Source organism: Lacibacter sediminis, from assembly GCF_014168535.1.
Lineage (GTDB): Bacteria > Bacteroidota > Bacteroidia > Chitinophagales > Chitinophagaceae > Lacibacter > Lacibacter sediminis.
On record NZ_CP060007.1, the window covers coordinates 347,984 to 369,781 of the forward strand.

A 21,798-nucleotide genomic window follows, 5' to 3' on the forward strand; every position below is an offset into this window, starting at 1 on the left:
GTGTGTAGTGTTTAAAACTGAATTACAAAAATACTTCCACGTGGGGTATTGTTCATCACAAATATGTCACCATTGTGATCGGTAATGATCTTACGGGTAAGGTATAAACCAAGCCCAGTGCCTTTTGCTTTGCGTGTGTTTTCGTTACCGCTGCGATAAAACTTTTCAAATATCTTCTGCTTCTCTTCGTCGGGAACACCCATACCTTCATCGCTTACTTTGATCTGGGTGGTGTCGTTATCATCCATCAGGTCGATATACACCGGGCTTTCCTTTGGTGCATACTTCAGTGCGTTGTCGATCAAATTACTCAGTGCGATCTGGATCAGCAATTCGTCACCTTCAATGTAAAGGTCTTTATCGGCGCTGGCTTCGATCCGTCGGTTGGGGTAGCGGTTTTTGTAATCACTCACCACGGTTTCCACCACATCGGCCAGGTTTACTTCTTCATGCTCACGCTGGAAATTCTTTTCTTCCATTTGCGAAGCAAGAAGAATATTATTGGTGAGAATGTTCAGTCGGTTGGTTTCGCTCAAGGCACTCAATAGGAGTTTTTGCTGCTGCACTTCATCGAGCTTTCGACGCAACACGGTTTCAATGCTGAGTCGTGTGGTAGCGATAGGTGTTTTCAACTCATGCGTAATGGCCATCATAAAATTTTGCTGCAGGGCAGATACTTCAATTTGTTTGCGGATGGAGCGATACACAAATACCGCACCCGCAAGGATCAATGCAAGAAAGGTAATGCCTTCGCCAATGTATTTTGCAGATTGTCGTTTCTGAAACAGCAGCGTTTCATCACGCAGCAAATCGTATTGCGGATCGTCGAGTTTTAATTGGGCCAGTTTCAAGGCAGTCATATCAGCACTTTGGCGCTCAAGTGAAATAAACCACCACACCAATGCTGCTACTACATAAATAAGAAGGATCCAGAACCAGAAGGAGAAATTGCGGAAACTATATACTTTGTTGGTATAAGCCATTATGATTTTGCTTTTTCGATACGCACACCGGCATTCATAACATGTAACAACGGATTATCACGCATTGTTTGCTGTAACCGAATGCTATAATTGCCCTGCTTGGTAAACCTGATATTGTTGAACAGGGGATAACGCACTTCCCAGATATCGCTCATGCCCGTACCGATCCATTTACCTTCCTGGTCTTGCAGGGTTAATTCAAAGCGTTCTTTTTGAAAAGTACTGTCGCCGGGTTGACGGGTAGAAAGAAAGAGCCAGATGTTTTTATAGGCATAAGCATCTGTATGACGCAACGTAACCAATACATTATAGGTTGAAACCGTATCGGTAATGTTAAACACAACTTCCGGTTGAAAATCATAAGCCCATTTGTGTTTTGGTATCTCTGCATTTTTTTCAAATGCATCGATTGAACTGCAACTGCTCAGTAACACAGAAGAAAGAATAGTTGAACCGATGAGGAGAGAATTTGCAAGAGTATGTAAGCGCTGCAATGGTTTCAAGCGAAATGTTTTTACAAATGTAAATACCTTAAAAAAGAAAATCGAAAAAAGTACAAAACCCAAAACCTAGTATCAAAATCCAAAACCCAGGAACCAATATCCAAAATCCCAATTCCCAATTCCTGAATTGTCTTTTATACAGTATAGATAAGTTTAATTACAGGATGTTCAGCACCTGTTCTTTGGCTTTTTCCAATTCGTCTTTCATGAGTACTACCAGCTTCTGGATACCGGAGTCGTAGGCTTTGGCGCCTGTGGTATTAATTTCACGGCCAATTTCCTGTAACACAAAACCAAGCTTCTTTCCTTTTGATTCTTCACCTTCTTTCAGGATGTTGAGGAAATAGTCGCAATGGTTGCGCAAACGCACCTGCTCTTCACTGATGTCGATCTTTTCAATGTAGTAGATCATTTCCTGCTCCAACCTGTTCACGTCATAGTTCTCTTTACCAACCTGCTCTTCCATTTTTCGGCGGAGCTCTTCTTTCATTTTATGTTGACGAAGGGGCTCGAGCTCAGAAATTTTTTCCTGGTAGGCGAGTATATTATTAATACGTTCGATGAGATCTTTTTCCAAGGCGGCACCTTCAAGCAGGCGATGTTTGTTAATCGCATCAATGGCATTTTGCAGCGTTTGCTTAAACTGTCCGTATTGATCTTCACTTAAAATATCGGTGTTGGGAACTACCACATCGGGCAAACGTAACATTGCAGCCAGTACATATTCACTCAGCCCGATATTTAAATCATCAGCTACTTCTTTCAATGGCTGAAAATAAGCTTTGGCCATTTCCTTATTAATGGTGATGGCGCCATTGCCTCCGTTTTGCTTTAAGAGAATATTGCAATCAATCGTGCCACGCATCAGTTGCTCCGATAACATTGTACGTATCGCAAACTCATACGGCTTTAATAATGGAGTGATTTTTAAATTGAGTTCAAACTGTTTTCCGTTGAGAGATTTTATTTCAACCAGGAATGTTTTATCGCCGGCGGCCTCTTCGGTTCTTCCAAAACCGGTCATTGATTTAAGCATAGCTTATTTTTAAGCAATGTAAAGAATTTCGTTTGTTCGGGGTGATTTAATTAAAACAAGCTGATGTAGTAGTATAACGACAGGAATAATCTTTTGCAGTTTGTGGTGTAATAAAAAATGTAAGTGAGTGAAAACTAAAAAGCCCGGAAGACACCGAGCTTTTATGATGGATGGGTTAGTAAGTACCAGGAAATTTCTTTCCCTGCACAATATTAAAAATAATTTCTCCGATATAAAAAATTTTTCAAAAAAATTTTATTCACATTTTGAGTTTGCGTGTGGAAAAGGGTTATGCGTTTTTGAAGCAGTTAAAGATAAAAATGAATGCAACAGTAACGATGATTTTTTATTTGATCAACAAGCGAGGCGTACTTCATAAAAAAATAATTCTTCTGAAATGCTTTGTTGGCAATAGTTTCAGCAAGTTGCAAAATCACTCGTTTTGTTTTTGCAATAATTACTGATAGATAAGTTTATGTTTTGTTGAAGATAAAACACATCGTTTATTGGTCTTTAAAAGCAGCAAAAAATGCCAAAAAATTTTTTCAAAAAAAGTTTTCCCGAAGGGTTGTTTTTCCGGTTTGGCAGTTCTTTTTCGGATCTTTCATGGTTTGTTGCTGCAAACTGAAACATATTACCTTTGGCAAAAATCAACGTATGAAGTTTCCTTCTCCGGTTCCGGTACAATGGATTGCTGAACTGATTGGCGCAGTTGTTACAGGAAATAAAAATGGATTAGCAACAGGTATTAATGAAATACACAAAGTGGAAGAAGGCGATCTTGTGTTTGTTGATCATCCAAAATATTATGATAAGTGTATTCATTCGGCTGCAAGTTTTATTATCATTAATAAAGAAACTGCAGTACCTGAAGGAAAAGCATTGTTGGTGTGTGAACAACCGTTTGAAGCTTATTTAAAAATTGTTCGTCACTTTCGTCCGTTTACTCCATCTGATAAATTGATCAGCGATTCTGCAACGATTGGTGAGGGAACAGTTATTATGCCGGGTGCGTTTGTGGGTAATCATGTTACAATTGGAAGTAACTGTGTTATTCATCCGAATGTTTCTATTTATGATCATACAGTTATTGGTAACAACGTTATACTGCATGCAGGAACGGTAATTGGCAGCGATGCGTTTTATTTCAACACCAAAAAGAACCGTGATGTGTGGTATAAGAAAATGGAAAGTTGCGGCAGGGTGATCATTGAAGATGATGTAGAAATGGGATCGGGCTGTACAATTGATAAAGGTGTAACACACGATACCGTGATTGGACGTGGTACCAAGTTCGATAACCAGGTGCATATTGGTCATGATACCGTGATTGGTAAGAATTGTTTGTTTGCAGCGCAGGTGGGTGTGGCTGGTGCAGTGGAAATTAAAGACGGTGTGGTGTTATGGGGACAGGCAGGTGTAAGCAAAACATTAACCATTGGAGAAAATGCAGTTGTGTTTGCACAAAGCGGCGTGCCATCATCATTGGAGGGGAATAAATCGTATTTCGGTACACCGGTAGATGATGCTCTGCAAAAACGAAAAGAGTTGGTGTGGGTAAAACGTATTCCTGAATTATGGGAAAAAGTAAAACGCCTTGAAGAAAAGGAATAGTTGAAGAATTTTTTAGTGCTGAGGGAGGGAATTAGGGATTGGTAATTAGTAATTGGGATTTAACGACACAGAGTTTTGTATTTACTTTTAGCGAGTCGCTTACAACTTAAAACTGGCTGTCAATCCTCCGGCCAATAATCATAGGGCAACTGATCAGCTAAATTTTTCCAGGCCCAGTAACCGCTGTTGATCACTTCGTGTTGTTCATAAAAGAATCCATTCTCTGTAATTACAAATCCATTGAGCAGTTCAAGTGTTGAAAGCTGCTCTTTTGCACTTAATGGATATTTATTAGCAATAAGGTATTCTTTTTCCATTGGCTGCAAAGTGTACACGATACGGTATTTGCCAAACAGGTTGATCTCTTTATCTACACTATCCACTAAAACATACACAGCCGAATCATAAGGATTTTCCAAAGAACGGATCCTTGGTTTTGCGGTGATTGTGTCGTTGAAAATATGTTCGATCACAAAACCATTATCGGCCAACGTGCTGTCGTAGTAACAACGCATAAAATGCAGTCGTGATCCCTGGTATGCTTTCTCCCTGTTCTTTAGCCAAACAGTTTTTTGTTCAGCTGTTGAATCAAGTTCAGTATAAAAAGCAACACCGGCGTAAGCGCTGAACTTGGTATTGTAATCATAAATAAATGAATCGAGCTGGTAGCTGATGCGGTAACCCAATGCATAATTCATCACCACCACCGGTTCTTCGGCTTTTACTTTTAATACATTCCTTTTACGTGAGAAATAGAATTTGAGCACATCAGGATTTTCGATGCTGCATTGTTTGGCAAAAGGCGTACTGCCAATAAAATAATCTGAAAGTTGTTTGCCGTATTTCGTCCAGCCATCTTTTACTTCAGTGCTGGCCTGTATCACCACTTCTTCCAGTTTCTTTTCTTTCTTTTTTAAAATGATGTTGAGTTCATTGCTGTTATCCTGCGATGAACTGATGCGCACACTCTCTGTTTCATAACCCGTGTAAGTAATAACAAGGTTATGCCCGCCTGCCGGTAGTTCCATTCTGAATTCGCCTTCTTTATTGGTAATGGTTCCTTTCGTGGTATTTTGACAAAGTACAGATGCGCCCTCCAGAGGAAGCCGAGTACTATCATCTACTACTTTTCCTTTAATATAGAAATATGATTGTGCTGAAACGGAGCTTGTAAGTAGAATAAGGATAAATGAAAGGATTGTTTTCATATGTGATTTTTCATTGAGATGGATAAAAATAAACAATTTTCAGGCCGTAAAGAAGTTTCGGGGAAACGGACTGCCTGATAAAAATTAACCAACTTCAATCACCGTTTTATTGGCAATGATATGATAGAGCTTAATGGTGAGTGCCATGAACAACATTTTAGCATTCGCATTGCGCTCAATATGATAAGCCGTTTGGTCGAGTAGTTGTGTAATTGCCTGTTGTTGACTGATGTCGCAAAGTTTATTAAGACGTATCGCAAAATCTTTCTCAGCACCGGTGAGCGGCAAATGTTCTTCCCCCATTGTGCGCAGGCGAATACTTTGCTCAAGCAAATGTGTAAAGTAGCGCAGGAATTGTTTTTGTTTTTCACGGCCTAACGCACTTACAGTATCAACCCATTTTACTTGTGCAACCGGCCCGGTCTTTAATACTGCATTGAGCCATTCACGCAAGAGCGATTGCCAGTCTTCTTCTGCGTGCTGAATCAATTGCAATGCTTCACGGTAGTTGCCTTCACTAACACCTGCAATTTGCATGGCTTGTTCTTCGCTGAGTTTGCTGCGTTGGACCAAGGCGATTGCAGTATCTGTTAAATCGATTGGTGGAATACGAACGGTTTGACAACGACTTACTATTGTTGGCAATACGAGACTTTCGTTTTCTGCTACTAATATAAATAAGGTGTTGGCCGGTGGCTCTTCGATCAGCTTTAATAGTTTATTGCCTTCATTACCGAGGTATTCAGGCATCCATAACAACAAAATCTTGTATTCACTTTCAAAACTTTTAAGATTCAGCTTGCGGATAATATCTGCACATTCTGCCGCTGTAATATTTCCCTGTTTGTTTTCTGCACCAATAAATTGAAGCCAATCGTACACATTGCCATAAGGATATAGTTTGATGAACTCACGCCATTCAGTAATGTAATCAGTACTCACGGGTTTGTCACCACTCTTTCTTGGAATAACGGGATAGCTGTAATGAATATCGGGATGAATGTATTGTTCTGCCAACTCTGCGCCATGCGATGAAGCTGGAGCTACAGGTTCATCGCCAAACAAACCGGCAGTTGTTGCTACAGGTTTGTTTTTTTCGCTTTGCGAAACCACATAAGAACTAAAAGCAAGTGCAAGGGGCAAACCACCGCTTCCTTCTTTACCAATGAACAGCAATGCATGGCTCAGGCGGTTATTGTCCACCATCTCTTTCAGTTGCTGGATCACGTGCTGCTGTCCAATAATGTGGCTGAATTGCATGGGGCGAAGATAGGATTTGCAGAAAATAAAAAAGCAGAAGTAATTTACTTCTGCTTTTTCAAGTACTATAAAAAATTCCTTACAGCTTGCTTGTAATTTCTTCACTCAACGGTGTTACTTTACTTGGAAAGTAAGCAACCAGTTCTCCTTTTTCGTTCAATAAAAACTTATTGAAATTCCATTTTATCTCAGCGTCAAGCACTCCGTTTTTTTCTTTGCTGGTAAGCCATTGGTAAAGCGGATGCATGTCTTCCCCCTTTACGCTGATCTTTGCAGCCATTGGAAATGTAACCTGGTAAGTGCTGCTGCAAAATTCTTTGATCTCTGCATTGGTGCCTGGTTCCTGCCCGCCAAAATTGTTAGCCGGGAAACCAATTACGACCAACTTATCCTTGTATTTTTTATACAGTTCTTCTAATTCGGTATACTGTTTTGTATAACCGCATTTTGAAGCGGTATTAACGATCAGGATCTTTTTTCCTTTGTATTTGGAAAAATCGATCATACCGCCTTCGAGGCTTTCTACTTTAAAATTATAAACGGAGGGAGGTGCACTGACTGCTTTTTTCTCGTTGATCGTAAAAGCAAACGAAACGAACACCACAAGGGCAAGAAGTAAACGTATCATAAAAATTCAATTGTTTTAGGAAATAACAAGAAACTTGTTATTCTGTTCAAAGATCATGCGAATTGAGGGATTTTGATCTTCCTCTCATCAAATTTGTGAAAGGTTATTGTTTTTCGTAGCAGCCCAGGTCAGGCAAACCAACTCTTGAGAATCCGTTAAAATCGGTCGTCAGCGGAGTAACTACACCTTTATTAATAGCAGGAGAGCCAGCTTTCAGCCTGAAATCATAAATGCGGCGTACCACATCCACACTGTCGAACTGCGGGTTCGTATTCCGCAACACATTACTGAAAGCAGTATTTGATGGATCGACTTTCGCTCTGAACAGGACATTATTCAACGTAACATTCGCAGCATCCGTCCCTTCTTTCTGCACCACAATTTCGTTGTCAACAAATCCCTCATCGCCCCAAACAATACTGTTTGTAAATACGGCTGTCAATGGCGACGTGTAAATTGTATTATTCTGTTTTACAAAATTGGTAGCGGTGAGTGCCGGGTTTTTGTGTTGCACAAATGAATTGGATGCAGATACAACCGTGCAATGATTGAACTGGTAACTGCCACCATAGATCAATGCAATGTTTGTTCCGCAATTGCTGATGAGACAGTTATTGGCAACTACACTACTGTTGACTGCAAACAGGCCGATGTCATAAATATTATCCAGCACACAATTGTTCAACCTGAGTTTGGGATTTGCGTTTGAAGAAGGTTGCTCCACCACAATTCCCTGGTATGCATTTTTAATATAAGTATAGGTCAATTGATTATTGATACTGCTTCCACGGAAATAAATGCCGGGCCATGCTCCGGGATAATCACGGTAAGGATCATCTAAACGATTACTGCGAAAAACAACACTGTCTGATTTTGTACCATTGATGATGAGCGTGCCATCAACAATAAAAGGTGCATCGGCATTGAGATGAATTCTTGTTCCCTGCTGAATATTGAGTACGGCATTTGTATCAACGATCATTCCACCGAGGATCACATAAGGTTTATCTTTTGTCCAGTTGATATTTCCCTGAAGAATAGTACTGCGGATGTAGTTTGCATTTTGTCCCCACGCTTCTAATTGTTTAAACGTTGTGTTGCCGTTCCATTGCAGTTTAATACTGTCACGGATAACAAAAGGTTGGTTATCGGCATTGGGGTTCACATTCACCCGCACAAATACATACATACTATCGTTGCCTGCAATTTCAATATTGGTAAACTGTGTTCCCTGGCTTCCATCAACATTCATTTTAAAAGCCGATGCGGCGCCACCCATCAACTGCACATTGCTGATATTGATTTTTTGCTTGTTTTCATTTTTGATGAGGAAATATTGCGTAACAGATCCGGCTGTTGTGAACACGGTATCAAAACGTAAACTATCGTTGCCAATGATGAGTTTTGCTTCGGTGCTGTTGGTGAATGATTCCTTTTTACAGCCAATGGCCATTGCAAGGGAAAAGATAAGCAGTATGGGTAAGTAGTTTCTCACAGTTGTAAAAATAAGCATCCGTATCGGAAAGATGGTATTGTGCGGTTGTTAAACTTATTTTTTGTTTTAATCATCACTCGACCAGGCCAATGTGGCAATGCTGAGTCTTACATTTTCCGTTTCTTTTATTGCAATGCCACAAGCTTCGAGTGTTGCTCCGGTAGTAATAACATCATCAACCAATAATACATGTCTTTGTTGAAGCGCAACTGCATCGCTTACTTCAAAACTACCATCAACATTTAGTAATCGTTCTGTTCTTCCTTTTTTGGTTTGAGTATCAGTATATCGTTTGCGTAATACAATGTTGTTCAGGATGGGAATGTTCATGATTTCAGCGATGCCTTCGCATAAAACTGTTGCCTGGTTGTAACCACGTTTCTTTTCTTTTGATGGATAGAGTGGTAAAGGAATCAATGCATCAACAGCATTAAAGCGGTTACTTCTCTGAAGTTGTAATCCGAGCCATTGACCAAGCTGGTGACCAACTTCTATATTGCCATTGTATTTGAGTTGATGGATCAATCGCTGCAACACAGAACTTTTGCTGAAGTAATAACCGGCAGTTGCATATTCCACATTCAATCGGCCATAAAATATCTTTTCGATCGGGTTGCCGGGAAGTGCTGCATAATTTGTTTCAGGTAAATTGGTATAACAACGAATGCAGATCGATTGATCGTTTTCCAGCAGATCGCTTCCACAACCGGCACAGTTATGTGGGTAGAGCAGATGAATAAAATCATTGAATAATTTACGGGTGTTGATCATGATAGTAAGATATAACACAGCCGTAAAATTTGCAAGGATGTTTTGCTTGTAGTTAATAGCTGTCAGCTAACAGCTTTTTATTGAAACAAATACTGATATAGTTCTTCCACCTTGCTCATGGTGATTATTTCAATGTTGTATTTCTGCTGCAGTTTTTTTTCATTCTCTTTCCGCTGACCAAGATTGTATTTGCTGATGATGATCTTTTCGAAACCAAGTTTCTCAGCTTCTGCAATCCGTTGATCGATACGATTAACAGCTCTTATCTCCCCACTTAATCCTACTTCGCCTGCAAAACAAATATGCGGATTAAGCGGCACATCTTCATAGCTCGACAGTAAAGAACACAATACTGCAAGATCGATCGATGGATCTTCCACTTTCAATCCACCTGCAATGTTTAAGAATACATCCTTCATGCCGAAATGAAATCCACCACGCTTTTCAAGAACTGCCAATAGTAATTGTAAACGCCTTAGATCAAAACCACTTACTGTTCGTTGCGGAGTACCATATACACTTTGTGTTACCAATGCCTGCACTTCTATTAACAATGGTCGCATTCCTTCCATTGTGGCAGCAATAGCAATACCGCTTAACTGATCTTCTTTTTGTGTGATGAGAATTTCACTGGGGTTAATGACTGGTCGCATGCCTGTTTCAGTCATTTCATAAATACCAAGTTCAGATGTTGACCCAAAACGGTTTTTCATTGTACGCAGAATACGATATGCATAATGACGGTCACCTTCAAACTGCAAAACCGTATCAACCATATGCTCCAAAATTTTTGGTCCGGCAATGTTGCCATCTTTTGTAATATGCCCAATGAGAAATACAGGTGTGTTGGTTTCTTTTGCAAAGCGTTGCAACTCCGCCGCTGTTTCACGGATCTGTGAAATACTACCGGGGCCACTTTCAATATACGGTGTTTGTAATGTTTGAATGGAATCAATTATAACAACCTGTGGCTTCAGTTTTTTTATTTCCTGGAAGATGGTATTCGTTGATGTTTCTGTAAGTAAATAAAAATCTTCGTTGCTCATTTGCAAACGATCGGCACGCATTTTAATTTGTTGTTCGCTTTCTTCGCCGCTTACATATAACGTTACGATATTTTTTAAATGCAAACCTATTTGTAAGAACAACGTTGATTTTCCAATACCCGGTTCACCAGCAATTAAAACAATACTTCCCGGTACAATACCACCACCAAGCACACGGTTTAATTCTGCATCATCTGTTACAATTCTTTTTTCTTCACTGCTTTTTACTTCGCTCAAAGAAATAGTTTTCATTTCTCCGTTACCGGCACTTTCTTTCCAGCTTTGTTTTTGCGGATTGCTTTTATCTTTTGTAATTAATTCTTCAACAAATGTGTTCCACTCATTACATGATGGACATTTACCGATCCATTTTGCTGATTCATATCCACAGTTCTGACAAAAAAAAGATGTTTTTATTTTACTCATGTATTCAATTATCGATCACATAAAAGTGCATTAAAAAAAATCATCGGTAAGAAATTATTTTTTTGAAAATGCGTGATCAAAAAATAATGATGAAAAAAGAAAAATTCAGCAGAAATTAAAACTAAAAAAGCGAGGAGTTGCTACAAAGTAAAAGGGCTGGAATTTCTTCCAACCCTTTGTACTTACTAACCCATTAAATTCTGTTGCTAAATTACAAATTGCCGCCACATTACAAAATTATTTTTGGCCGATGTGCATAAATTCTAAGCAACTGTGTTACTAAAATCACAGGGCTGACAGCATGTGCAAATCGAGTCTAAAATATTTTAAATCAATTAGTTGTGTAGCACTTTTTTGAAATATTCTGCTTCACGTTTGCTTACGGCAACATGTAAACGTAACTCCCTCTGTCAAAACGACTTAGCCCAAACTTTTCTTTGCAAAAAAATGGCAAAAAAATATTTTGGAAACTAATTTGATGCGTGCTTGTTATTAAATTTTAAACAGATTATGACACCAGGAATTTTATTCATCTCTCTTCTTTTTATGGGGATCGGTTTTCTAGTGCAAATGAGGTTAAAATCCAAGTTCAAACACTACAGTCAGCAACCGCTTATGAGTGGTTTGAGTGGCAAAGAAGTGGCCGAAAAAATGCTGAAGGAAAACGGCATTTATGACGTGCAGGTTGTTTCTGTAGATGGCTTCCTGAGCGACCATTATAACCCCATGAATAAAACCGTAAATCTCAGTCCGGATGTGTATAATGGACGGTCAATTGCCTCAGCGGCAGTTTCGGCCCATGAAGTAGGTCATGCCGTGCAACATGCTACTGCCTATCAATGGCTTATGCTACGTTCAAGGCTGGTACCGGTGGTGCAGGTAAGCACCACACTTTCCCAATGGATCTTAGCTATTGGAGTCGGTATTTTGGGGTTTGGGGGCGGTAACCCAACTATATTATTTGTAGGTATTCTCTTATTTGCGGCCACTACAGTCTTTTCGCTCATTACCCTTCCGGTAGAATTCGATGCCAGTAACCGGGCACTTGCCTGGTTGGAACGCACAAATGCCACGTCAGCACAGGAACATCCGGGTGCAAAGGATGCTTTGAAGTGGGCAGCCACCACATATGTTGTTGCAGCCATAGCATCCATTGTGACATTAGTGCAGTATATATTGATTTACTTAAGCAGAAGAGATTAACAAGTAAAAATTGATTGTAAAAAGTCGACAATGAAACATTGTCGACTTTTGTTTTGTGTGTCTTTTTAAGAATAAGTGAGTCTTTATCGTAAGCAGATGCAGCAAGCTTGATTAGCGGGATGTCTGTTAAACGGGAAAGATTTGTTAAACTTTTTTCCCCTATTTTCGAAACCAAAATAACTATAAACATGAGAAAATTGTTAGGACTAACACTTAGCTTCCTGCTGTTGGTAAGCCAGTTGTGGGCACAAACCAAGGAAGTGACAGGTAAAGTGGTTGATAGCAAAGATGGTAATCCTGTTGCCGGAGCTACAATCAGTGTAAATGGCAGATCAGTTGGAGTAACATCTGCAACTGGCGAATTTTCAGTAAAAGTGCCTGCTGGCACACGTAAACTCGAATTTTCTTCAATTGGGTTCAATGACATTGAAGTAACAATCGGCGACAGCCCTGTTACCGTTTCAATGTCTCAGGGAGAATCAAAAAGTATTTCAGAAGTAGTTGTAACAGGTTATACAACTTTACAACGTAAGAAATTCGCAGGCGCCACCGCAAACATTGCTCCGGCAGAGGTAAGAAAACAACCATTTGGTTCATTCGACCAGGCATTTCAGGGACAAGCAGCTGGTGTTTCTGTTGCAGCGAATAGTGGTCAGCCTGGTGCAAATGCAATTGTACGTATTCGTGGTAATGGGTCAATTGCAGGCGGTAATGTGCCTCTCTATATTATGGATGGAATTGAGATCAACGCAGCAGACTTTGCTTCGTTGAATCAAGGCGATTTCGAACGAGTAGAAATATTAAAAGACGCAGTCGCTACAGCACAATATGGTTCACGTGGAGCAAATGGAGTAATAGTAATTACAACTCGCAGAGGACGTGCAGGCCAGATTCAATTAAACTACGATGGTCAAGTTGGATTTAGCGACTTGCCAAAAGACAGGTTAGTATTGATGAACAGCCGTGAGAAAATTGACTATGAATTGCAGCGAGGTAATCCTTATGGATGGACTGCTGCTGAAGCCGACAGTCTTCGTAATGTAAACTTCAGCTGGAGAGATGCATTATTTCAAACAGGGATGACGCATCAACACCAAATCAGTGCATCAGGCGGTTCTGCTGCTTCACGTTTCTTTGCCTCATTATCATACATGGATCAGGAAGGTATTGTTAAAACAACCGGTTTAAAACGTTATACCGCTAGAATTAATGTAGATAACACCATTAAGAATTTTCGTTTCGGAATGAATCTGCAGGCTGGTTTTTCAAGAATTACCGGCACTTCTGAAGCAAATACTTTTCTTAGCACTCCGTTGAATGCCATTCGCTGGTCTAATCCCTACGAAAGAGCATACGACCCGACAACGGGCGATTTTCAACAATTCGGAGGACCTGGTTATTTGATCTCTGGTCAACCGAACGGTGCAATGGAATTGTTCCTTGATTATAACTTCTCAAATCAAATAAAAGCTGTTGCTACCTCTTATTTAGAATATCAGTTCCCTTTTCTGAAAGGCTTTTCTGCAAGAACCAATTGGGGTGTTGATTATACTAACAATGAAAGCGCTGGTTTTAATGATCCTCGTACTGCAGGTGCGCAAGCGAGAAACGGATCGCTTGGAAGATCAACAGCCTATAACTTTCGCTATACAGGAACAACTTCTTTAAATTATAAACAAACCTTTGGTAAACACGAAGTAGAGGGTGGTTTATTTACTGAGGTTGTAAAGAATCAGTCACGAAATTTCGGTTTTACTGCGTATGGGTTTACCAATGGTTTCAGAAACGAAGCTGGTATTACACAGGGAAGTACAGCAAATGCAAACTATATTCCTGCTGTTTCTGGTGGTGGTTCAAGAAACGGGTTGTTATCTTATTTCGGGATCTTCAACTATGGATACGATGAGAAATATTATATCACATTGGTTGGTCGTAGAGATGGTTCTTCCCGTTTCGGTGTGAATAACCGTTTCGCAAACTTCGGATCTGCAGGTATTACATGGTCTGTTAAAGACGAAAGGTTTATGGAGAATGTAAATTTCTTTGATGATTTGCGGCTTCGTGCAAGTATTGGTACTAACGGTAACAATATTACCGCTGCAGGCGACTTTGTAACGCCACAATTTGGTGCCGTTTCATATGCCGGTGTAGGCGGCTGGGCCCCTGCAACTCCAGGAAACCTGAACTATCGCTGGGAAACAAACCGTACTATAAATTTTGGTGTTGATTTCTCAATTCTGAAAAGAAGATTAAGCGGAACTGTTGAATTGTACGACAGGAAAACAACTGATTTATTCCAAGACGATGCGCTTGATCCACAAAATTCAGGTTTTGGTAGCATCCCCAGCAACTTTGGCAGCTTACGTAACCGTGGCATCGAAGTAACTCTCCGTGGCGAAGTAATCAGAACAAAAGATTTCAATTGGACAATTACAGGCAATATTACCTACAATCAGAACAGGATCATTGATTTGCTTCGTGATTCAGTTGTTGCTGGTGTAACAATTCTGAAAGAAGGTAAACCTTTAAATACACTTTATTTAGTTGAATATGCGGGTGTGAATCCAGCTAACGGGAATGCACAATATGTAAATAAGTTTGACAAAACTGTTACCATGGCATATAGCCCAAGTTATCGTAATTATTTTGGGACATCTGATGCACCGTGGTTTGGTGGTATTACCAGTACTTGGACATATAAAGGGTTTGATCTTAGCGCTCAACTGAACTTTTTCCTTGATAGAGTTCAATACAATAACGATAAGAATAACCTGACAAATCCTACTTATTATTTCGATAATATGCACGTTGAAGTATTGAAAGAATGGAGACAACCGGGAGATATTACAAACGTTCCAAGACCAAGTTCTGGCACATTAGGTGGTACTGCCCCTGCTAATCCATACCAATCAACTACAACAAGATTTTTGGAAGATGCAAGTTTCTGGCGTTTACGTAATGTAACACTTGGTTATACATTCGATTCTAAATTGCTGGCAAAAGCTAAAATGCGTTCAGCAAGAATCTTTGTACAAGGACAAAACTGGTGGACAGCAACTAAGTTTCAAAGCTTCGATCCTGAAACAACAGGTGCTTCTTTAACTGGTGCACAGTATCCAGCTTTGATACAAACAACAGTTGGCGTTAACATTGGCTTTTAATCACCTGAAAAAAAACTATTATGAAATTTAAAAATATAAAGAAAGCGTTGATCGTGTTTGCGGCTGCAGCTACATTGCAGGCCTGTACTAAGAAAGAGGTAATTGAACTCACCCCTGAATTTTCGCTTGATGCTTTGAGCAACCCGTCAAGTATGAAGCAGGTTGAAGAAGTATTAACCGGTGCATACTCTAGATTCCGTGGAGCAGATTATTATGGATCTGGTAGTGGTACAGGTTCAGGTTGGGCGCTAATGCCGGATGTTTTGAGCGATAATCTTTATGAGGTTACAGCAGAGACACTAGCAAACTCCAGAGCAATGGCAGACTGGATTTACAATCAATCTACAGGACAAACCAGTTCGCTTTACTCTGCTCCATATGGCGTAATTGCTGTTGCTAATATCGTATTGCGTGATATCGATAAATTTACAACTCCACAAAACCAGTTGTTGGCTAACAGACTGAAAGGGCAGGCGTATGCCATTCGTGCAATGGCTCATTTTGATCTGCTCCGTTATTTCGCAGTAAAGTTTGACAGAAACAGTACGACTGATCTTGCGTTGGGCTACTCAACTGAGTTTATTGTGTCCTCTGAGGTGAAACCTTCACGGTTATCAAATAAGGATTATTATGACAAGCTGTTCGCCGATATTAATCAGGCAATTACTTTGTTAGGGAATGTTGACAAGGCTATAAACCCTGCTAGCGGACTAACTCGTCCTTTTATTGATCGAAATGGAGCTTATGCAATTTTGGCTCGCATCAACCTTTATGCAGGTAATTGGGCTGATGCTGCAACTGCGGCAACAAATGCATTAAATGGTCGGCCATTGGCTACAACGCAGGCAGCTTTCTCAGGAATGTATAATCAAACAAACCGTGGTGAAATAATCTGGAATGTGCAATTCGAAGCTGGTCAAAGCGGTCCAACTTTCTTAGTTTACTTTGTAACAAGTGCTCGTAACTATTTCCGTCCTGCACCCGAGATTGCTACTGTAGCGGGCAATACTGGTCTTATTCAATCTAATGATATTCGTTATAGTGCTTTTTTCAGTGTGGTTGGCTCTGGCGGACTTGGTCTTACAAAATATCAGGGAAAAGGAACAGCAACCGATGGTAATGCAAACTTCCCAGCTATCCGTAGCGGTGAAATGTATTTGATCCGTGCAGAGGCTAATGCCCGTTTAGGCGGCGCAAATGAAGCTGCAGCTTTGGCAGATTTGAATGCGTTACGTGCAGCACGTATTGCAGGATATGTTCCAGTTGTACTTGCGGGTCCGGCATTGATCAATGCAATTGCAGATGAAAGAAGAAGAGAGTTAATGGGTGAAGGTCATCGTTTCTTTGATTTGAAACGTACAACAAGAACCATTCAACGTGGGGCGATCTGTGGTACATCTGTTTCAGCTGCAGGAGATTGCTCTTTAGCTCCTACAGATAGGGAATGGGCTATGCCAATTCATGAAAGCATCCGTAATGCAAATCCTAATATGGCTCAAACCTTAGGATATAATTAATTGAGTGTTCAACTATTGATTATAAAGCCCCGGCATTTGCCGGGGCTTTTGTTTGTTTTGATTAAGCAGGAACTTTAGGCCTCAACACTGAAGCTCTGGTTGAATTCTCTCTTACTGATGGGCATATGGCTAAAGTCTAAATTGGTCGTTATTTAAACACTTATCACAAGAGCGACATTAGGTAGTGCGTTTACGTTTAGAAGAATCTATACTTTTTAAGTAATAGCTACCGGAGAGAAAGCACCATTGACAGTCACTAGTACAAGACATCTAATTGATATTTTTAAGGCATATTTTCAATCACTTAATAATATTAATCAGTTCACATGCAGCAGCTGAAGTCTATGAACTGTCTGCTTTATGAGAAAATTCTGTTAAAAGTTTTTTCCATATTTTCGAAACCTAAATAACTATTACATGAGAAAAATGCTAGGATTGGCAATAGTTTTTCTATTGTCTCTGTGTCAGCTCTGGGCACAAACCAAGGAAGTTACAGGTAAAGTAACTGACTCAAAAGATGGATCTCCAATTGTTGGAGCCACAATTAAGGTAAAAGGCAGCTCAAGAGCTACCAGCACATCGACCGATGGGTCATTTAAACTTTCTTTTTCTGGAAATTCTGCAGTATTACAAATTTCTTCCATCGGCTATGAAGATTTGGAGTATTCGGTTTCTGGCGGGAACGTGACAATTTCCCTTACCCCTGGAAGTACTTCCCTCAGTGAGGTTTTGGTTGTAGGTTATGGACAAAGTGTAAAGAGAGATCTTACCACTTCTATTTCACGTGTTAAAGGAGCAGATGTAGCAAACACGCCAGTTCCTAACTTCCTTCAGGGTGTACAAGGTCGTGCTGCAGGAGTACTAATTGAAGCAAATAATGGTAAAGTTGGTGAAGGCATTAAAGTAAGGATCAGGGGTGCCGCCTCTGTTAGTGCGTCAAACGAACCACTTTATGTAGTCGATGGTATTGTGATCAACACAGGAACTTTATCTGGTAATGGGTTGGCTGATCTTAATTTCAATGATGTAGAATCTTTTGAAATCTTAAAAGATGCCGCCGCAACAGCAATTTATGGTTCGAGAGGTGGTAATGGGGTTGTGCTCATAACTACTAAAAAAGGGAAAGCCGGGAAAGCTAAGTTTAATATTAATATGCAGTATGGAACAAATGAACCTACAAATAAAAGAGGGTTTATGAACTCTACTGAGTACTTGGAATTTATGAGAGAGGCAGCCGTGAACTCAGCAAAATACCATTATAACAGAGCTGGAAACGGAGCTGGTTTTCCAAGTGAAGCCTCAGCTATCGCTTACATGACGGGCATTGTTGAAGGCCGTTTTAATCGCTACAGTGGTTTAAATACAGGTGGAGCTAACTGGAGGGCTGACACAGTAAATACCAACTGGGAAGATTTGGCTTTTCAAGAAGCACAAACAAAAATTCTAGAGGCTTCAGCTTCTGGCGGAAGTGAAAAAACAAAGTACTTCATCAGCGGCTCTTATAATGATCAGGATGGTATTTTGTTTTATAACAACTTCAAACGCTATTCTGGTCGTGTAAACCTTGATCAGGAATTAAATAGCCGTTTGAAAGTAGGGGTTAACACTACTATATCTCGTTCAGAAGCACGACGTGTTGGTGCAGACAATCTCTTTAATACACCAATGCAGATAGTGGCTTTGGCGCCAATTACGCCGGTTCGTAATAACCTGGGTCAACTTTTTGATCGTCCTACAACTACTTATTACAATCCTTTAATTGAAACTGAGAACGCATCTTATGTTTCAACAACATTCCGTAACATCAGCACAGTTTATGGTCAGTTGAATCTTATAAAAGGGCTCAACTTCCGCACTGAATATGGATTGGATGTACTTACACAAAATGATAATTCTTTCTATGGCCGCCGTACAATAACAGGTCAGGGAACAAATGGTGTTGGTAATTCAGATTGGTTAAGAAGCGTGCGTTATACTACGAACAACTATTTCAATTACACAACAACTATCAAGGATAATCATGATATTGATGCAACACTTGGTATGGCTTTTGAAAAGCAAGAGAATAATATTTCGAGCGTAGAAGGTCAACAATATGCAAATGATGATTTAAGAAATATTGCCAATGCCGCAAATATTACTGGCGGTACATCATCACTTACTGAATTTGCGATACTTTCTTATTTCGGAAGATTGAACTATAAGTTTAAAGATAGATATCTGCTTGGCTTGAGTGGTCGTGTTGATGGAGGATCTGTTTTCGGAGAAAATAAACGTTACGGCTTCTTCCCGGCTGCTTCAGTTGGTTGGGTTGTGAGTGAAGAAGGATTCCTTCGCAATAGTAAAGCTATAAGTTTCTTAAAATTACGTGCAAGCTACGGTAGCCTTGGTAACTCGCAAGGCTTTGGTCTATATTCCTGGAGAGGCGTGTATGGAACAGGTCGTTATGCAGGTGGAGCCAGCATTGCGCCTGCTTCGCTTCAGAATGACGTACTGACATGGGAAACAACAAATCAGTTTGATGCCGGATTTGAATTGGGTATCCTGAACAACAAATTAGTATTTGAAGTAGATGTTTATAATAAACGTTCTGCCGGTGGCGGGAAAGGATTTATCTACAACTACCCTCTTCCATTAACCTCTGGTTTTGCAAGTATTACACGTAACATTGGTGAAATGGAAAATAAAGGTGTAGAATTTACACTGAATACAACCAACATGAATGTGCGTGATTTCAGATGGACTACAAGTTTCAATCTTGCGTACAATAAAAATACGGTGTTAAATATTGATGGTCAGCAAGACACCCTTTCATTTAATGATGGTCGTTATATGAATGCATTGATTGTTGGTCAACCAATTGGTGTTCATTATGGCCCACGTTATGCAGGTGTTGATCCGGCTAACGGAGATGCTTTATATTATGAGCAAGATGGTAAAACAACAACCAATGATTATAATGCTGCTGGCAATTTTACAGTAGGAGATCCTAATCCTAAGTGGTTTGGCGGTGTTACGAATACCTTTACGTATAAAGGTTTTGAGTTAAGTGTTTTATTCCAAGGTGTTTTTGATTACGAAGTTGTAAATGGAGCAGGTGGCTTTATGAGTGCACGTGGCGATTGGTTCGATAATCAAACAAGAGATCAATTAAATAGATGGAAAAAGCCAGGTGATGTTACCAATATTCCGGAGGCACGTTTGAATTGGTTTGGCGATTTTGCTTCTCCCGGTGTATCAACTCAATACATGGAGGATGCAAGTTATGTGCGCTTAAAACAATTGACATTTGCGTATAATCTGCCAACTTCTGTTTTGAACAAGATCAAACTAAGTTCGGTAAGGGCATATATAATGGGTGTTAACTTACTTACATGGACTAAATACACAGGATGGGATCCTGAAGTAAATACTGATTACAGAGCAGGCAATATCAACCAAGGGGGAGATTTTTATGCAGCTCCGCAGATCCGTTCAATAACTTTTGGCTTAAACATCGGCTTCTAATTAAAAAACTGAATAAATATGAAACTTTTAAAATATTCATTGCTTCTTTTTACCGCCGGTACTTTAGTTACTGCCTGTAATAAAAAGCTCGACCTGCCAAACCCACAGGCCATTGGCAATGATTTGGCGTTATCTTCTGATGCAAATATTAAGCAAGTATTAAATGGTGCTTATGATGCCTTAAGCTCTGGCAACCTATACGGAGGAGATATCCAGATATTTGGAGACCTGATGGCAGCATCAGGAGAATTAAACTGGACAGGTACTTTTAATACCTATAGAGAGGTATATGGTAACTCAATGCTCACGACAAACCCAGTTATATTAAATATGTGGGCAACAGGCTACAGAACAATTAACGTAGCTAATAATGTAATTGCAAATATTGACAAGGTAAATGCTGCCGATCGAAACAGGGTTAAGGGCGAAGCCTTATTCATTCGTGGCACGGTCTTATTTGAACTTACAAGATTCTTTGCAAAGGCCTATAACGACGGAAACGCCAGCACAAACCCTGGTGTAATTGTACGCACTACGCCAACGGAGGGATATAGTAGTGTTGATTTCCCGGCTCGTAATACAGTAGCAGAATGTTACACACAAATACTTGCTGATTTGACCGAAGCGGTAAGTTTGTTGCCAAATAAAAATGGAGTCTTTGCAAATAAAGTTGCGGCATCAACAATTTTGGCAAGAGCACATCTTCAAATGGGCAACTTTGCTTCTGCACGTGATGCGGCGAACGCAGGTCTCACTGCTGCGGCTGGTAATTTCAGCCTCGTAGGTTCTTATGCAAACGCATTCAATAATGCAGCTTATACAACTGAAGATGTGTTTGCTATTATTGTAACAGATCAGGATGGTGTTAATAACTGTCACACATTTTATTCGGTGCCTCCTTTTGGTGGCAGAGATGGTGATATTGTAATTTTGAATGCACACTTAAATCTTTATCCTCTTGTTGATCAACGTAAAAGTCTCTTCTATGATTTTGCCGGCGATTGGCGGAGTGGTAAATGGAGAGATGTATTTAAGAATGTAAAAGTAGTTCGGTTGGCTGAGTTGTATCTTATCCGTGCAGAGTGTAACCAACGTTTATCAACATCAACGGGTGATACACCTTTGAATGATATTAACAGGTTACGCACCCGTGCAGGCGCTCCGACATTCTTAGCAGTTACATTAGCAGATATTCTTTTAGAAAGAAGATTGGAACTTGCACACGAAGGTTTCCGTATACATGATGCAAAGCGTTTAGGCGAAACGGTAAATGGTCGTCCAGCATTTGACAACCGTGCTGTATTTCCTATTCCTTTCCGTGAAATGAATACGAACCCTAATCTTACTCAGAACCCTGGTTATACCAACTAAGTTTTTTTCAGGTTTTATATAAAAAATGCTCCCGTTAACGGGAGCATTTTTTTTACCCATTACCTTGCA

The 21,798-nt window shown here is 40.0% G+C and carries 15 protein-coding genes; 6 read left to right on the forward strand and 9 right to left on the reverse strand.

What is annotated here, in order from left to right; translation table 11 throughout:
- Positions 1–11: 11 nt before the first annotated feature.
- The 3 genes from H4075_RS01625 to H4075_RS01635 all read right to left on the reverse strand — a co-directional run bounded on the left by H4075_RS01625 (position 12) and on the right by H4075_RS01635 (position 2,522).
- Positions 12–983, reverse strand: coding sequence for a sensor histidine kinase (locus H4075_RS01625; RefSeq protein WP_182803535.1), 972 nt, complete (start codon positions 981–983; stop codon positions 12–14).
- Positions 983–1,486: a gliding motility lipoprotein GldH gene (locus H4075_RS01630; protein ID WP_182803537.1), complete on the reverse strand. Its 504-nt coding sequence runs from the start codon at positions 1,484–1,486 to the stop codon at positions 983–985. The genes H4075_RS01625 and H4075_RS01630 overlap by 1 nt, the downstream gene beginning before the upstream one ends.
- 157 nt (positions 1,487–1,643) lie before the next feature.
- The gene (locus H4075_RS01635) at positions 1,644–2,522 is read right to left on the reverse strand and encodes a YicC/YloC family endoribonuclease (RefSeq protein WP_182803539.1); all 879 of its coding nucleotides are present in this window, start codon (positions 2,520–2,522) and stop codon (positions 1,644–1,646) included.
- Positions 2,523–3,179: 657 nt separating this feature from the next.
- Here H4075_RS01635 and H4075_RS01640 point away from each other — a divergent pair.
- Positions 3,180–4,136 (forward strand): UDP-3-O-(3-hydroxymyristoyl)glucosamine N-acyltransferase, encoded by a 957-nt coding sequence (locus tag H4075_RS01640; RefSeq protein WP_182803541.1) that lies wholly within the window; start codon positions 3,180–3,182, stop codon positions 4,134–4,136.
- Positions 4,137–4,255: 119 nt separating this feature from the next.
- Here H4075_RS01640 and H4075_RS01645 read toward each other — a convergent pair whose 3' ends face one another.
- The 6 genes from H4075_RS01645 to radA form a co-directional block, all read right to left on the reverse strand.
- Positions 4,256–5,344: a carboxypeptidase-like regulatory domain-containing protein gene (locus H4075_RS01645; protein WP_182803543.1), complete on the reverse strand. Its 1,089-nt coding sequence runs from the start codon at positions 5,342–5,344 to the stop codon at positions 4,256–4,258.
- An 84-nt stretch (positions 5,345–5,428) separates the two neighbouring features.
- Positions 5,429–6,604 (reverse strand): DNA polymerase III subunit, encoded by a 1,176-nt coding sequence (locus H4075_RS01650; RefSeq protein WP_182803545.1) that lies wholly within the window; start codon positions 6,602–6,604, stop codon positions 5,429–5,431.
- 79 nt (positions 6,605–6,683) lie between these two features.
- A complete protein-coding gene (locus tag H4075_RS01655) occupies positions 6,684–7,232 on the reverse strand; it encodes a glutathione peroxidase (protein WP_182803547.1) in 549 nt (182 codons plus the stop codon).
- 103 nt (positions 7,233–7,335) lie between these two features.
- Positions 7,336–8,727, reverse strand: a complete 1,392-nt coding sequence (locus H4075_RS01660) for a choice-of-anchor Q domain-containing protein (protein WP_255460281.1) — start codon at positions 8,725–8,727, stop codon at positions 7,336–7,338.
- Positions 8,728–8,793: 66 nt separating this feature from the next.
- A complete protein-coding gene (locus tag H4075_RS01665) occupies positions 8,794–9,498 on the reverse strand; it encodes a ComF family protein (protein WP_182803550.1) in 705 nt (234 codons plus the stop codon).
- 77 nt (positions 9,499–9,575) lie between these two features.
- Complete coding sequence (gene radA / locus H4075_RS01670) at positions 9,576–10,970, reverse strand: DNA repair protein RadA (RefSeq protein WP_182803552.1); 1,395 nt, start codon at positions 10,968–10,970, stop codon at positions 9,576–9,578.
- A 510-nt stretch (positions 10,971–11,480) separates the two neighbouring features.
- Here radA and H4075_RS01675 point away from each other — a divergent pair.
- From H4075_RS01675 to H4075_RS01695, 5 genes are all read left to right on the forward strand, one after another.
- Entirely contained in the window at positions 11,481–12,173 is a 693-nt protein-coding gene (locus H4075_RS01675; RefSeq protein ID WP_182803554.1) for a zinc metallopeptidase, read from the forward strand.
- 188 nt (positions 12,174–12,361) lie between these two features.
- On the forward strand, positions 12,362–15,334 hold the full coding sequence (locus H4075_RS01680) for a SusC/RagA family TonB-linked outer membrane protein (RefSeq protein ID WP_182803556.1): 2,973 nt from the start codon (positions 12,362–12,364) through the stop codon (positions 15,332–15,334).
- 20 nt (positions 15,335–15,354) lie between these two features.
- On the forward strand, positions 15,355–16,851 hold the full coding sequence (locus H4075_RS01685) for a RagB/SusD family nutrient uptake outer membrane protein (protein ID WP_182803558.1): 1,497 nt from the start codon (positions 15,355–15,357) through the stop codon (positions 16,849–16,851).
- A gap of 417 nt (positions 16,852–17,268) precedes the next feature.
- A complete protein-coding gene (locus H4075_RS01690; protein ID WP_182803560.1) occupies positions 17,269–20,358 on the forward strand; it encodes a SusC/RagA family TonB-linked outer membrane protein in 3,090 nt (1,029 codons plus the stop codon).
- 18 nt (positions 20,359–20,376) lie between these two features.
- Positions 20,377–21,729 carry a RagB/SusD family nutrient uptake outer membrane protein gene (locus H4075_RS01695; protein ID WP_182803562.1) on the forward strand — a complete coding sequence of 451 codons (1,353 nt, stop codon included), beginning with the start codon at positions 20,377–20,379 and terminating at the stop codon, positions 21,727–21,729.
- The last annotated feature ends 69 nt before the right edge of the window (positions 21,730–21,798 follow it).